Annotated in this window: 12 protein-coding genes; 9 read left to right on the forward strand and 3 right to left on the reverse strand. The window is 62.2% G+C overall.

Annotated features, from left to right (window positions below; genetic code table 11):
* The first annotated feature begins 163 nt into the window (after nt 1-163).
* Nucleotides 164-874, forward strand: a complete 711-nt coding sequence (locus GPL20_RS19205; protein ID WP_157331068.1) for a Bax inhibitor-1/YccA family protein — start codon at nt 164-166, stop codon at nt 872-874.
* Between the two features lie 18 nt (nt 875-892).
* Here GPL20_RS19205 and GPL20_RS19210 read toward each other — a convergent pair whose 3' ends face one another.
* Entirely contained in the window at nt 893-1396 is a 504-nt protein-coding gene (locus tag GPL20_RS19210) for a DUF1269 domain-containing protein (protein WP_157331069.1), read from the reverse strand.
* Nucleotides 1397-1804: 408 nt separating this feature from the next.
* Between GPL20_RS19210 and GPL20_RS19215 the strand changes: the two genes are divergently transcribed.
* From GPL20_RS19215 to GPL20_RS19250, 8 genes are all read left to right on the forward strand, one after another.
* Nucleotides 1805-2893 carry an efflux RND transporter periplasmic adaptor subunit gene (locus GPL20_RS19215; protein WP_157331070.1) on the forward strand — a complete coding sequence of 363 codons (1089 nt, stop codon included), beginning with the start codon at nt 1805-1807 and terminating at the stop codon, nt 2891-2893.
* The gene (locus tag GPL20_RS19220) at nt 2890-5949 is read left to right on the forward strand and encodes an efflux RND transporter permease subunit (RefSeq protein WP_157331071.1); all 3060 of its coding nucleotides are present in this window, start codon (nt 2890-2892) and stop codon (nt 5947-5949) included. Before GPL20_RS19215 ends, GPL20_RS19220 begins: the two co-directional genes overlap by 4 nt.
* A 109-nt stretch (nt 5950-6058) precedes the next feature.
* Nucleotides 6059-7492, forward strand: coding sequence for a basic amino acid/polyamine antiporter (locus GPL20_RS19225; protein ID WP_157331072.1), 1434 nt, complete (start codon nt 6059-6061; stop codon nt 7490-7492).
* A gap of 25 nt (nt 7493-7517) precedes the next feature.
* A complete protein-coding gene (arcA, locus tag GPL20_RS19230; RefSeq protein WP_157331073.1) occupies nt 7518-8780 on the forward strand; it encodes an arginine deiminase in 1263 nt (420 codons plus the stop codon).
* Between the two features lie 626 nt (nt 8781-9406).
* Nucleotides 9407-10627, forward strand: coding sequence for a sensor histidine kinase (locus tag GPL20_RS19235; RefSeq protein WP_309143216.1), 1221 nt, complete (start codon nt 9407-9409; stop codon nt 10625-10627).
* A gap of 56 nt (nt 10628-10683) precedes the next feature.
* The gene (locus GPL20_RS19240) at nt 10684-11313 is read left to right on the forward strand and encodes a response regulator (protein ID WP_167533106.1); all 630 of its coding nucleotides are present in this window, start codon (nt 10684-10686) and stop codon (nt 11311-11313) included.
* 158 nt (nt 11314-11471) lie between these two features.
* The gene (locus GPL20_RS19245) at nt 11472-12107 is read left to right on the forward strand and encodes a response regulator (protein ID WP_254125313.1); all 636 of its coding nucleotides are present in this window, start codon (nt 11472-11474) and stop codon (nt 12105-12107) included.
* 85 nt (nt 12108-12192) lie between these two features.
* The gene (locus GPL20_RS19250) at nt 12193-13119 is read left to right on the forward strand and encodes a cation diffusion facilitator family transporter (protein WP_157331075.1); all 927 of its coding nucleotides are present in this window, start codon (nt 12193-12195) and stop codon (nt 13117-13119) included.
* A 178-nt stretch (nt 13120-13297) separates the two neighbouring features.
* Here GPL20_RS19250 and GPL20_RS19255 read toward each other — a convergent pair whose 3' ends face one another.
* Nucleotides 13298-13585, reverse strand: coding sequence for a YciI family protein (locus GPL20_RS19255; protein ID WP_157331076.1), 288 nt, complete (start codon nt 13583-13585; stop codon nt 13298-13300).
* Between the two features lie 76 nt (nt 13586-13661).
* Nucleotides 13662-14636, reverse strand: coding sequence for a sugar ABC transporter substrate-binding protein (locus GPL20_RS19260; RefSeq protein WP_167533107.1), 975 nt, complete (start codon nt 14634-14636; stop codon nt 13662-13664).
* Nucleotides 14637-14638: the final 2 nt, after the last annotated feature.

Raw genomic sequence — 14638 nt, forward strand, 5'->3', positions numbered from 1 at the left:
CCGGCTTAACGATTGGCAATGAACGCGATGCTGCGTTCCGGCCGCTGGTAAATTTCGTCGGGAGCCGGGTGGTTTTCGCCGGCCGCCTTCGGGTGATTGTCCGATGTTGCCACGCAGGTTCCAAGCCTAGCGTTGCTCCACACGGACCCACAGGAGGCATGCGATGTCGGATTACGATCAGAAACTGACGGCTGGAGGCACGGCCGGCAGCGCGATCACGGTAGACGCCGGATTGCGCGATTACATGCTGCGAATCTACGCCTACATGGCCGGAGGCGTCGGCTCGACTGCCGTCGTCGCCTGGCTGACCTATGAGGTCACCGGTCCCGCACTGCTGCAGAGCCCGTTGATGTGGGTCTTCATCCTGGCGCCGCTCGCCTTGGTGTTCTTCATTGGCTCGCGCATCAACACTCTGTCGGTATCGACGGCGCGGCTCCTGTTCTTCGTCTATGCAGCCCTGGTCGGGATATCGCTTTCGATCTTGCTGCACATGTACACCAGCTCGTCGATCGCGCGCGTCTTCTTCATCGCGGCAGCGATGTTCGGAGCGCTCAGCCTTGTGGGCTACACGACCCAACGCGACCTTTCCGGATTGGGTACATTCCTGTTCATGGGCCTGATCGGGATCATCATCGCCAGCGTGGTCAACCTGTTTCTTTGGTCGACCGCGCTCGACTGGCTGATCTCGATCGTGGGCGTCGGCGTATTTGCCGGCTTGACCGCCTACGATACGCAGCGGATCAAGGCGATGTACGACAGCGCGGATAACCATACTTCCGCTGGCCGCAAGTCGATCATCGCCGCGCTGTCGCTCTATCTCAATTTCCTCAACCTTTTCATGATGCTGCTGCGTCTCGCGGGCGGACGACGCTGAGACGCGAGGGGCGGCGGCTCAGGCCGCCGGCCGCTCCACCACGCTGGCGAGTGCGTCGCGCAGCACCTTTTCCTTGGTTTCGTCCAGGGACGTCTTGAGCACGACGCCGCCGGCATCCTTGATCTCCTTGATCACCTTGTCCGCGGTCATGTGCTTGATCAGGACGAACAGCGCGGCGTTGCCGGGCTGGAGGCTGGTTGACAGGCTCTTCATGAATGAATCGTCGATGCCGAAGTCCGAAAGCGCGCCGCCAAGCGCACCGGAAGCCGCGCCCACTGCGACGCCGAGGATCGGGTTGAGAAAGATGACGCCGATGAGAAGCCCCCAGAAGCTCCCCGTCATTGCGCCCATAGCGGTCGTGTTGACGAGCTGATTGAGCTTGATGCTGCCTGATTCCGTTTTCACGGCGATCACGGCGTCGCTGATCGTGATCAGATATTCCTTCTGGAGCTTGAGCAAGCGCTGGCGCACTTCTTCGGCCTTTGCTTCGGATGGATACACGATGGCGACAAGATCGGACATGGAGGCCTCCCGTTGGGTCAAAGCAAGTGCAGAGCCGGAACATGGACGCCGACGCTATCGCAGGCGCGTCGCCTCCGGGATCAGAGGAAACCCTGGAGCCAGCCGGTGAATGTCCCGATACCCGCAAAGCGTACGTGCTGCATGCATCTTGAGGCCGGGCGGCGCACGGCGCTTCGTCGCGCCACCGGCTGCTTGGTCCAATGCACCGCGCGTCGCAGCGGTAGCAGGTGCCAAATATGCACCACTCGCGGCGTACGCGATATCGGGTGATCGCCTGATCACCGGAATCCTCCGAGCATTGCCGGACTCATCTCCGATTGTGGTCGCGGCCGCTCAGTAGATTTACCGATACAAGCCAGACAGCTTCTGGACAAAATCATTACCGGGTAGTTGACCGGTGATCATGTCATGCCGACGCGACCCCTGAACACGACGCTTCTCGCAGGGTTGGCAGCGCTGCTGCTGAGCGCCTGCGAGAGGGACGCGGCCAAGGAGGCTACGCCGGCGCCACGGCCGGTTCGCACGACGACGGTCGAGAAGCGCGAGCAGTTGACGCCGCTCACGTTCACCGGGCGCATCGAGGCCGAGGACGAGGTGAGCGTTGCGTTCCGGATCGGCGGGCGGCTGCTTTCGAACGATACCCGGCTTGGTGATCGCGTCGAAGCCGGCCAGCTTCTGGCGCAACTGGAGTCCCAGAACGAATTGAGCGCGTTGCGGCAGGCGCAGGCAGCGCTCGTGGCAGCGCAAGGCCAGCTTACGCAGGCCAGCAACCATTACCAGCGCCAACAGACGCTGTTGGCGCAAGGCTGGACCACGCGCGCCAATTTCGAGGCGGCGACGCAGGCGCAACAGACGGCCCAATCCCAGGTCGATGCGGCGCAGGCCCAGGTAAGCTCCGCCCACGACCAGGTCGGGTTTACCGAACTGCGCGCCGATGCGCCGGGCAAGATCACCGAGACCGGGCCCGCCGCCGGCGAGGTCGTCCAGGCCGGACAGATGATCGCGCGGATTGCGCGACAGGATGGTCGCGATGCGGTCTTCGACGTGCCCGCTCAATTGGTGAGAGGTGCGCTCGCCGGTCTGCGCGTGACCGTTAACCTGACCAACGATTCGGAAGTGGCGGCGCACGGACGCATTCGCCAGGTCGCCGCGCAGGCCAATCCCGTCACGCGGACCTTCGAGGTCAGGGTCGGTCTCACGGATCCGCCGACCGCGATGCGGCTCGGCGCGACCGTGGTGGGCCGCGTTGAAGCCAGCAACGGACCGATGATCGATGTTCCGGCGACGGCGTTGACCAGGATGAATCAGCAGCCGGCTGTCTGGGTTCTCGATCCCTCGACCAACAGGGTCTCCGTCCGGAATGTCGAAGTCCAGCGATTTGATCAGGCGCAGGTGATCATCTCGCAGGGACTGGATACCGGCGAGATCGTCGTCACTGCTGGCGTTCAGGCACTTCATCCCGGTCAGAAGGTGCGTGTGCTCGGATCAGAGCCATGACCGGGATCAACCTTTCGGAATGGGCGCTCAAGCACCGCTCCCTCGTCATCTACCTCATGCTCGTGGCGGTCGTTGCCGGCGTCCTGTCGTACTTCCGGCTGGGGCGGAATGAGGATCCCGCCTTCACCATCCGGACCATGGTCGTTCAGGCGGCCTGGCCGGGGGCGACGGCCGAAGAGACGATGAAGCAGGTGACGGAACGGCTCGAGCGCCAATTGCAGGAGACGCCGCACCTGGACTTCCTGCGCAGCTTCACCGGCGCGGGGCTCACGACGATTTTCGTGAACCTCGAGGGAAGCGCCAATGCGAGGGACGTCGCCGACACCTGGTACCAGGTGCGCAAGACCATCGGGGATATCCGCCACACTCTGCCGGCAGGTGTTGTCGGGCCGGCGTTCAACGACGATTTTGGCGATACATTCGGTATCGTCTACGGTTTTACCAGCGATGGTTTTACCCAGCGCGAGCTGCGCGATCACGTCGAGGCGATCCGTTCGCGTCTCCTGGGCGTACCGGACGTCGCCAAAATCGAGCTGCTGGCTGCGCAGGACGAAGTGATCTTCGTTGAATTCTCCAAGCAGGAACTCGCAAACCTCGGTGTCGATCGGGCCGCTCTGATCGCTGCACTGCAGGCGCAAAACGTCGTGATGCCGTCCGGAACGATCCAGACCGGCACAGAGAGAATTTCGCTTCGGGTGTCGGGAAGCTTCCGGTCCGAGCAGGACGTCGCCGATATCAACTTCGCGGCCGGCGGTCGCATGCTCCGCCTGAGCGATCTGGCGACGGTCCGGCGGGGTTACGCGGACCCGCCGCAGCCGCTGTTTCGGATCAACGGCCATCCCGCAATCGGGCTAGCGGTGGCCATGCGCGACGGCGGGGATATCCTTGCTCTCGGCAGGAACATCAAGCAGACGATGGCGATGATCACCGCCGACCTTCCGATCGGCATCGAGCCGAGCCTCGTCGCCGACCAGTCCGTCGTGGTGAGCAAGGCGATCGGCGAGTTCATGACGTCGCTCGGCCAGGCAATCGCCATCATTCTCGTCGTCAGCTTCATCAGTCTCGGCATTCGTCCTGGCCTCATCATTGCGCTGGCGATTCCGCTCACGCTCGCAATCGTATTTCCGGTCATGGAGCTCCTGCGCATCGATATGCAGCGGATATCGCTGGGCGCGCTGATCGTGGCGCTGGCGCTGCTGGTGGATGATGCCATGACGACGACCGACGCCACGCTCAACCGGCTGGCCCTGGGCGACAGCAAGATCGAGGCGGCGACCTATGCCTATCGCGTCCACGCGCTTGCCATGCTGGCGGGCACGCTCGTGACCATAGCCGGCTTCATTCCCGTCGGCTTTGCTGCAAGCGCGGCGAGCGAATACACCTTCTCGTTGTTTGTGGTGGTTGCGATCGCGCTTCTGGCGTCCTGGTTCGTCGCAGTCTTCTTTGCGCCGTTGCTCGGCGCCGTCATCCTGGTCCCTCCGCAGCAGGGCGCTACCGCACCCGGAGGCATTTTTCGGCTCTACAGAAAGTTCCTGATACGGGCGATCCGTGCCAAATGGTTGACCATCGGCGGGACGGTCGCGCTGTTCATCGCGTCCATGCTCGCGCTTCCGCTCGTTCCGCAGCAGTTCTTTCCCCTGTCCGATCGGCCGGAGCTTCTGGTCGATCTCAGTCTGCCGCAGAACGCATCCATCCGCGCCAGCGAAACGGCGGCCAAGCGGCTGGATGCGGTGCTGACGGGTGATCCCGACGTCGCACATTGGAGCACCTATGTCGGGCGCGGCGCGATCCGCTTCTATCTGCCGCTCAACGTGGAATTGCCCAACGACTTCTTCACGCAGGCGGTCGTCGTGGCCAGGGATGTGGCGGCGCGCGAGCGCCTGCTCGCGAAGTTGAAACGGTTCCTTTCTGAAGAACTTCCGAACGCCGTCTCCTCGGTTTCGCCGCTCGGCCTTGGTCCGCCGGTTGGATGGCCGCTGCAGTATCGCGTCAGTGGCCCGGACGTGGAGCGCGTGCGTGACATCGCGCTCAAGGTCGCGCAGATCGTCGCCTCCGACCCGAGCGCCAGGAGTGTGAATTTCGATTGGATGGAGCCCGATCGCCAGCTGCGTATTCGTGTCAACCAGGATGAGGCTCGGCTGCTTGGCCTCAGTTCGCAGGCCATTTCAGCGGTTCTCAACACGGTGATATCCGGCACAGCCGTGACGCAGGTGCGGGACGATATCTACCTGATCAGCGTGATGGCGCGCGCCAATGACGAGCAGCGCGTCTCGCTGGCGGGCCTGCGGACCCTGGAGGTGCCGATTCCGGGCGGAAACACCGTTCCGCTGAGTCAACTCGCCTCGTTTGAATACGATCAGGAATTTCCGCTGATCTGGCGGCGCAACCGCGTTCCTACGCTCACGGTCCGGGCCGCCATTCCCGACAGCGTATTGCCGGACGCCGTCGTCAAGTCGCTGGCGCCGGCCATCGCCGACCTTGGGAAGACGCTTCCGCCGTCCTATCACGTGGTGGTCGGCGGCACGGTCGAGGAAAGCCGGAAATCGCAAGCTTCCGTCATGGCCGTCGTGCCCATGATGCTGTTCGTCATGTTCACTGTCCTGATGCTGCAATTGCAGAGTTTCCCGCGACTGCTGATGGTCGTGAGCGTTGCGCCGCTCGGTCTCATCGGAGTCGTCGCGGCGCTGTTGCTGGCCGGGCGGCCTCTGGGCTTCGTCGCGATCCTCGGCGTTCTCGCGCTGCTCGGCATGATCAGCAAGAATGCGGTGATCCTGCTCGGACAGATCGAGGTGGAGCGTGCGCAGGGGAAAGGCCCGTGGGAAGCCGCGGTGGATGCCAGCAGCTCCCGATTTCGTCCGATCATGCTGACGGCCGTCTCGACCGTCCTCGGCATGATTCCAATTGCGCCGACGGTATTTTGGGGGCCGATGGCCATTGCGATCATGGGGGGTCTGCTGGTCGCGACCATTCTGACGCTGGTCCTTCTGCCGACAGTGTATGTGGCCTGGTTCGGCGAGAAGGAGGGGGCGCCCGCGGCGGATCAAGGACGAGGGTAATCCCTGAGTTCGATTAGGTGATCACCCGATAGGCCGCGCCCGACCCGCGGCGCATGGTCAGGGCTCGCCGGCCGAAACGTGGCCGCCGCTTGCGGTTCGGGGCCTTCATATGACCGAGACGCCATCTGCTCAGAAGCTCTCGCTATTCGCACTCACCGCAATGGTCGTCGGCTCCATGGTCGGCTCGGGCATCTTCTCGCTGCCGCGAACCTTTGGAATCGCAACCGGTCCGTTCGGCGCCATCTTCGCCTGGTGTATCGCCGGTGGTGGCATGTACATGCTGGCACGCGTCTTTCAAACGCTGGCCGAGCGAAAGCCCGATCTCGATGCCGGCGTCTATGCCTACGCCAAAGCGGGCTTTGGCGACTATCCTGGCTTCCTGTCGGCGTTCGGCTACTGGATCGGGAGTTGCATCGGCAACGTTTCCTACTGGGTTCTGATCAAGTCGACCCTCGGAGCCTTCTTTCCGATCTTCGGCGATGGCAATACGATTGCCGCGATCATCGTCGCATCCATTGGAATCTGGCTGTTCCATTTCATGATCCTGCGGGGCGTGCAGCAGGCCGCAGCCATCAATACGATCGTCACGATCGCGAAGATCGTCCCGATTCTGGTCTTCATCGTCATCCTGATCGTCGCCTTCAAGATCGATCTGTTCCGCGCCAATTTCTGGGGCGGCGAGGGCATGCCCCAGTCGGGCCTGTTCGAGCAGATCCGGGCGACCATGCTGGTCACCGTGTTTGTCTTTCTTGGCATTGAAGGCGCGAGCGTCTATTCGCGTTACGCCAAGGAACGCGCGCATGTCGGCGCTGCGACGATCCTTGGCTTCGTGATGGTGACGAGCCTCATGGTGCTCGTGACCATGCTGCCCTATGCCGTGCTGCCGCGCGCGGAGATCGCCGACATGCGGCAACCGTCGATGGCCACGGTTCTGGAGGCGGTGGTGGGGCATTGGGGCGCGGTCTTCGTCAGCATCGGCCTTCTGGTCTCGGTCTTGGGAGCCTATCTCGCCTGGTCCCTGATCTGTGCCGAAGTGCTGTCCGCGGCCGGCCGGACCAGGGACATGCCGCGACTGTTCGGAACTGAGAACGCCAACAAGGTGCCGGCTGCCGCGCTGTGGCTGACCAATGTAATCGTCCAGCTGTTTGTCATCAGCACTTACTGGTCGCAGGATGCGTTCTCGCTGATGCTCAATCTGACGAGCGTCATGTCGCTCATTCCGTTCTTCCTTGTCGCGGCCTACGGCCTGTTGCTCGCCAAACGTGGCGAGTCCTACAAGAAGGACGCGGGCGACCGCAGGCGTGATCTGGTCTTTGCCGGCATCGCGACCGCCTACACGCTGTTCCTCATCTATGCCGCCGGAATGAAATTCCTGTTGCTGTCGGCGATCCTCTACGCGCCGGGCACGGCCCTCTACTTCTGGGCACGACTCGAACAGAAGGCAAAGGTCTTCACACTGGTCGAATGGGTCATCTTCATCGCAGCCGCGATTGGCGCCGTCGTCGGCGTCCACGGCCTGGCCACCGGCTACATCACCATCTAGGCCCGTATTTCCGGAGGGATCGTTCATGGCAAAGCAGACGTCCGACTCGGGGACCGCCTTCGGTGTTCATTCGGAAGTTGGCCAGTTGCGCAAGGTGATGGTCTGCTCGCCGGGCCGCGCCCATCAGCGCCTCACGCCGACAAACTGCGACACGCTGCTGTTCGACGATGTGCTGTGGGTCGACAATGCCAAGCGCGATCATTTCGATTTCGTGCAGAAGATGCGCGACCGCGGCATCGAGGTCGTGGAGATGCACAACTTGCTCACAGATACTGTGGCGATCCCGGAAGCGAGAAAGTGGATACTCGACAACCAGATCGTTCCAAACCAGGTCGGCCTTGGGCTGATCGACGAGCTCCGCGGCTATCTGGAAAGCCTCAAGCCGCGCGAACTGGCGGAGACTTTGATCGGCGGGTTGTCAACCCACGACTTTCCCGAGGCCCATGGCGGCGAGATGCTCAAGCTGATCAGAGAGGCGGCAGGCATGACGGAATACCTGCTGCCGCCGCTTCCCAATACGTTGTACACGCGCGACACGACCTGCTGGATCTACGGCGGCGTGACGCTGAATTCGCTGTTCTGGCCGGCGCGCCACGAGGAGCCGATTCTTGCGGCCGCCATTTACAAGTTCCATCCGGATTTTGCCGGCAAGGTCAACGTCTGGTGGGGTGATCCGACCCGGGATCACGGCTTGGCCACGCTGGAGGGCGGCGATGTGATGCCGATCGGCAAAGGGAACGTTCTGATCGGACTGAGCGAGCGGACGTCGAGACAGGCGATCAGCCAGCTCGCCGCGGCCTTGTTCAAGAAGCAGGCGGCCGAGCGCGTGATCGTGGCGGCCATGCCCAAGCTCCGCGCGGCGATGCACCTGGATACCGTCTTCACCTTCGCCGATAGGGATTGCGTGTTGCTCTATCCGGATATCGTGAACAACATCGCCGCCTTTTCCTATCGGCCGGCCAACAATTCCTCCGGCATCGAGCTGCGCAAGGATGAGAAGCCCTTCGTCGACGTCGTGGCGGAGGCGCTGGGCCTGAAGAAGCTGCGCGTGGTGGAGACCGGGGGCAACGCCTACATGCGCGAACGAACCCAATGGGACAGTGGAGCCAATCTCGTCTGCGCCGCCCCGGGCGTCGTCTTCGCCTATGACCGCAATACCTATACCAACACGCTGCTGCGCAAGGAGGGGATCGAGGTGATCACCATCGTCGGCGCTGAGCTCGGGCGAGGTCGCGGCGGCGGCCACTGCATGACCTGCCCGATCGTCCGGGATGCGGTCGACTATTAGGTGCATGGCGATAGCGAGCGCTTTCGGCCTTTTACGAAACAATGAACGATTGAATCAACCGGTGATTTAGGCGCGGTGCACTAACACGCGCGCCAGCATAGCGCAAAGATGGAAAAAGAAGTCCGGCACGAGAGCAGTCGCTAGTCCAGTCACGCAACCCTGTGCAATGGCCCCAGTGAGCCAATAGAGCATGATCCGGAAAAGTGTGCAGCGGTTTTCCGAAAAGATCATGCTCAAACAATAACCTAAAGCGCGATGACGATTCATCCTCATCGCGCTTTAGTGCGCCCGGCGATGTTCGGGCAGTGCCCATCGCACCTCATCGCAACCACCTTGTCGAGCGCGTTTCGGGGCCCCGATCCAGCATCGTTGATTCTTCGTCGCACCGAATTGACGCCGCTGGTATGGCGCAAACTGCATATCGCCCTCTGCAGCGCGCAAATCACAAATTCGAGATTTTAAATCAGGGGGAATACTACCTGATGGTGTGGGTAGTCCGGAGGATGTATAATCGGTCGGCCCCAAGGGCGCACGTCTTCCGGTTCGGTGTGGATGTCTTGCCACGGGGCGGGGCGGGAGAAGACCCTCGATATTGTTTCAATATCGCGGAGTCGACGGAATTGTGAGTGCGTACCGTGAAGGCACATGGCTCCCTTGCAAGCGAGTCCGATCAAACCGGCCCTAGGAACTGGTTGCGAGTCGGCGCGCAAGAATCGATCAGCGAGCTCCATTGGACGTCTTCGACGGATCTCCTGTTCGTCGTGCGCCGATCCTTCGGAGAGCGCTTTGCATATGAAGGCATCAATCCTGCGTTCGAGTCTCATCTCGGCCTCGCATCGGAAGACGTCCGCGACATGGATGTGTCTGATTGCCTGAACGGAGATGACGCCAGATCTGTCTGCGAGGCGCTTCAGGCATGTCTCGCCGAAAGAAGGGAGATCAAGATCCGCCAGCGCCTCGCGCTTGGCGGTACGCTGCGCACCATGGAAACGATCGTGATGCCTGTCGGAGGTCCCGAGATCGGCAGTGTGGTCCTGTTGATCGGAAGCCACCGTCCCATGTGCGATGGGCCCTTCGAAGACCTTGCCGGAGAATGCGGTGACCGGCCCGATTTGAATGTTGGCCTGGTGACCATTCAGGAGGGCATCCAGCAGCGGATCGCGTCCGATCTCCACGATTCAACTTGTCAGCATCTGATCGCCGCGAGTCTCGGTCTTATGCGAATCCGGAGCAATCTTGGCCAATCGGTCTGGGCCGAGCGGCTTTGCGACGAGATCGATGGCTCGATCGATGAGGCCCTCCGGGAAATCCGTGCTTTTGCCTATCTCTTGCATCCGCGGAATCTGGCGGGTGAGGGGCTGAAGGCCACGATTGAGCAATACGCGGAGGGATTTGCGGCGCGCACGTCGCTGCGGGTGACGGTCGATATCGTGTCGGACGTCGATCGGCTGCCTTACGCGACGAAGCGCACGCTGCTGCGCGTCGTCCAGGAAGCCCTGACGAACGTCTTCCGTCATGCGAAGGCGACGGAGGTGACCATCGTCATCGAGACGGCCGATGGCCACTTTCATTTGAGGGTCAGCGACAATGGGCGCGGACTCCCGATTGATCTCGGCAGGCGCGGCCACAAAGCTGTATCGATCGGCGTCGGAATCCCCGCGATGCGGGCGAGGTTGCGTGGGATCGGAGGTACGCTCGATATCCGATCCAATCGGACGGTGCCGCATTCCGGGACCGTCTTGTGCGCAGTGTTTCCGCATTGCCTCGCCGCGAGCAGGGGGACTAGACGAAGGAGCGCAACGACGATAGCAGCCCGCGCAGGCGCGCATTTGACGAAGAAACATTAGCCTCGCGGCGGCAGGCCGGGTCGGCTGTGCCAATGCGAAGATGCTGGAGTGCTGCCATGAAGCGGTTTCTCATTGCGGACGATCACGAAGCGGTACGGTCGGGCCTGAGGGCGGTGCTCGAACAACGTGCCGACTGGGAGGTGGTGGCCGAGGCGAATGACGGCGGCAAGGCGGTGGCCGCCGCGATCGAGAGCCGTCCTCACGTCGCCATCGTCGACTTCTCGATGCCGCGTATGACAGGCGTGGAGGTGGCGCGGCGGATCAGGGATTATCCGCTGCAGACGGAAGTCCTGATCTTTACCGTACATAATTCGGGTCTGCTCGCGCAGCAGGCATTCGAGGCCGGCGCCCGTGCATTCCTGGTGAAGTCGGATGCGAACAAGCTGCTGCTCGCGGCCGTCGAGTCGCTGCTGCTGCACAGGCCCTTCTGCACCAGAAGTCGTTTGACGGATCTTGATCGCAAGCCGAGCACTGACGGCGAGCGATGTCACGAGCTCACGGCCCGTGAACAGCTGGTCGTCAAGCTGGTTGCGGAGGGGTACAGCAACAAAGGGATCAGCGCGATCCTCAACCTCAGCGTCAAGACGACCGAAACCCATCGGGCAGCGGCAATGCGCAAGCTGGAGGTGAGCTCGGCGGCGGGCCTCGTCCGTTATGCCGTTCGTGCCGGGTTGATCGACGCCTGAATGCAGACATCGGCTGCGGGGGCCTGAGTACCTTCGCCGCGAGATCTCAGGGTTTTGTCGGATAACCATTCCACCGGCAGGCCGTATGATTGATCGTCTTTGCTGCCGGTTTGCCGCCGTTGACCACCGGGAAGGCCTCTGGGCAAACGGGAACGACCGTGAAACGCATCTTGATTGCGGATGATCATGAAGTCGTGCGCTCCGGACTTCGCGCGATCGTTGAAACGCGTTCCAACTGGATCGTGAGCGGCGAGGCGACCAACGGGGAGCAGGCTGTCGCGCTCGCGCTGGAAACCAGGCCGGACATCGTGATCGTCGACTACTCAATGCCCATCATGAACGGCCTGGAGGTCAGCCGCCGCCTCAAGGCGCTCCACCTTCGCACCGAAATCCTGATCTTGACGATGCACGAAAGCGAAGAGCTTCTGACCGAAGCCATTCTGGCGGGGGTGCGCGGCTTCCTGTTCAAGTCCGATGCCCGCAAGCACCTCATTTCCGCCATCGAAGCCTTGCTCGACGGCGGACCGTACTTCACCAGCATCCTGCTGGAGAAGCTGCTTCATGACTACCAGGCGAACAAGCAGAACCGGGCCGACATGCTGCTGACCTCGCGCGAGCAGAGCGTGGTCCAGTTGATCGCTGAGGGCCACACCAACAGGTCGATAAGCGCGATCCTGAAGCTGAGCGTGAAGACGGTCGAGACCCACCGTGCATCCGCAATGCGCAAGCTCAGGATGTCATCCACCGCCGAGCTGGTCCGTTATGCGATCCGCAAGAAGCTGGTTGCACCCTGAAGAGGGCGATCGGAGCGACAATTCCGGCGGCACGGTCGTTTCGGCGCCGCAAACGCCGTATCGCACGGAACCAAAGGACAGGACGTTGAAGACGGAACAAGGCGTCCTCCGCATCTCCATTGCCGTCACGCTTCTTTTGTCCGGCTTCGGCATCCTGTTCGGCCTCCTGTCGGGCTCCTTCGTGATTGTGTTTGACGGTGTCTACGGGCTGACAAGCGCCACCATGACGGTCCTCGCCTTGTTCGTCTCGAACCTGATTGTATCGTCAACGGCGAGCGGTCCCGCCAAGAGCAATCTGGTCAAGCACTTCACCATGGGTTTCTGGCACCTGGAGCCCATGGTCCTCGGCCTGAACGGCATGCTGCTGACGGGAGCGTCGATCTACGGATTCATCAACGCGGTCGGCAGCATTATGACGGGCGGGCGTCCGCTCGCCTTTGATCATGCCGTCGTCTACCCGGTGGTGACGTTGATCATCGCGGTTGCCATGACCATCTTTACCCGCGCAGCGAACCGGAAGTTCAAATCGGACTTCGTCGCACTCGACGCCAAGGCATGGCTGATGTCGGCGGCTCTTGGCGCCGCTCTGCTCGTAGCCTTCGTCTTCGGCCTCATGATCCAGGGATCAAGCCTCGAATGGGTGTCGCCCTATATCGACCCGGCAGTGTTGGGGCTGGTGTGCCTGGTGATCATTCCGATTCCGGCCAGAACGATAAGGCAGGCGCTGGCGGATATCCTGTTGGTCACGCCGTCCGATCTCAAGCAGCATGTCGATGAGGTCGCGAGCGAGATTGTGCGGCGCCACGGCTTCCTGTCCTACCGCTGTTATGTGGCCAGGGTGGGCCGCGGCAGGCAGATCGAGCTCAATTTCATCGTGCCGACGGACTGGCCGCCAACCCGGCTGCAGGACTGGGACCGCATTCGCGACGAGACCGGTGAAGCGATCGGCGATGACAATCCCGATCGCTGGCTTACCATCGCCTTTACGGCGGATCCCGAATGGGCCGACTGATGCACGCCGTGCCGGTGGTGTAGGCAAGATCCCCGGCGAGCGAAACCTACTATGCTTCTCCGAGAGGTCGAGGCTCATTCAGCCGCGGCTGCGCGCCCGACGCAGACGCGGCGCGCCTGATCGATACGGATGGTCGGATGACCGTATGTGGTGCTTGAGGCGCCAGCGTTGAGATCTCTCAGCCCTGGCGACGCAGAAAGCCCGTGATCGTGACCTTTTCCCAGATGCCGGCCGCGGCAAAGGGATCTGCGCGGTTGAAGGCTTCGACCTCCGTCCGGCCCGACGCCTCGATCAGGAACAGGCTGCCGATCATGGTCTGGCCATCGTCGGAGACGAGCGGCCCCGACACCACGATCTTGACCCCAAAGCGCGAGGTGTCGCTCAGGAAAGCCTTGTGGGCGTCGTAGTTGGCGAGCCGGGTCGACAGCGCGCCGGTGCGGTCGAGGGCGTGAATGGCGAACAGCATGATGGTCTCCGTTTCTTACTTCAGTTCTTGGGACGGCCGCGGGAGCGGCCGTCCGGATTTGCGGTGATCGGCTGGCTTATTTCGCGCTGAGCTTGGCGGCGTCCTCGAAGGTCGGGCAGGTCCGCTGCTCCAGTGGCACGTCGAACGGCTGGTAATTGTCCTTGGTGATGACGGTCGGCTTCAGCACGATCTCGGCGATGACAGGCTGGTTGCGCAAGGACCGGATCGCCATCATGGTGCCGAGGCAGCCTTGCGCAAATCCGTTGTAGTCGCCGCTTGCAAGCAGTTTGCCGGACTTGATCGCGTCGATCGCCTCCTTGGTGCCGTTGATGCCGATCACCTGCGCCTTGCGGTTCGCACCGTCGAGCGCCTCGATCGCGCCGACCGCCATGGCGTCGTTGGCGGCGAGCACGCCGTCGATCTGCGAGTTCGACTGCATCAGGTTCTCCATGACCTGAAGTGCCTGGAGCCGCTGGTAGTTGCCGGGCTGCGAGGCCAGCAGCTTGGCGCCCGGGCTTTCCTTGAGTGCATCGTTGAATCCGCGGACGCGGTCGACATTGGTCAGCGAACCCTTGACGCCCTCGATGATGACGATGTTGCCCTTGCCGCCCAGCGTCTTGAGCAGGAAGCGCGCGGTCTCCAGGCCAAGGCTGTAATCGTCGGCGCCGACGAAGGAGAGGAACTTTCCGCCGGCGGAGCGGTCGGTGATGTTGACAACGGGGATCTTTGCCTCGTTGATCTTCTCGACTCCCGGCACCATCGCCTTGTAGTCGACCGGCGTGAACACGATAGCGCTCGGCTTCTTCACCACGACGTCCTCGATCTGGCTGAGCTGCTCGGGGATCGAGTCCGGCTTGGTCGGGATGTATTGCAGCGTCTTCGCGTTCAGCGTCTTCGCCATGTTGTCGGCGCCCACCCGCACCGTCTGGAAGAACGGATTGGTCTGGTTCTTTGTGAAGACGGCGATGGTCTCGCCGTCGGCACGAACCTCGGTGGTGAACGCGGCCGCCATCAGCAGCGGCAGCGCCAGATAGCCCAGTTTCTGTCTCATGT

The sequence above is a fragment of the Bradyrhizobium cajani genome, assembly GCF_009759665.1.
Taxonomy (GTDB): Bacteria; Pseudomonadota; Alphaproteobacteria; order Rhizobiales; family Xanthobacteraceae; genus Bradyrhizobium; species Bradyrhizobium cajani.

Coding starts and splice junctions, on each gene's coding strand:
- GPL20_RS19225 (WP_157331072.1), top strand. CDS start 6,059: ATGACCGAGACGCCATCTGCTCAGAAGCTCTCGCTATTCGCACTCACC.
- GPL20_RS19240 (WP_167533106.1), top strand. CDS start 10,684: ATGAAGCGGTTTCTCATTGCGGACGATCACGAAGCGGTACGGTCGGGC.
- GPL20_RS19255 (WP_157331076.1), bottom strand. CDS start 13,585: ATGCTGTTCGCCATTCACGCCCTCGACCGCACCGGCGCGCTGTCGACC.
- GPL20_RS19210 (WP_157331069.1), bottom strand. CDS start 1,396: ATGTCCGATCTTGTCGCCATCGTGTATCCATCCGAAGCAAAGGCCGAA.
- arcA (WP_157331073.1), top strand. CDS start 7,518: ATGGCAAAGCAGACGTCCGACTCGGGGACCGCCTTCGGTGTTCATTCG.
- GPL20_RS19220 (WP_157331071.1), top strand. CDS start 2,890: ATGACCGGGATCAACCTTTCGGAATGGGCGCTCAAGCACCGCTCCCTC.
- GPL20_RS19215 (WP_157331070.1), top strand. CDS start 1,805: ATGCCGACGCGACCCCTGAACACGACGCTTCTCGCAGGGTTGGCAGCG.
- GPL20_RS19260 (WP_167533107.1), bottom strand. CDS start 14,636: ATGAGACAGAAACTGGGCTATCTGGCGCTGCCGCTGCTGATGGCGGCC.
- GPL20_RS19205 (WP_157331068.1), top strand. CDS start 164: ATGTCGGATTACGATCAGAAACTGACGGCTGGAGGCACGGCCGGCAGC.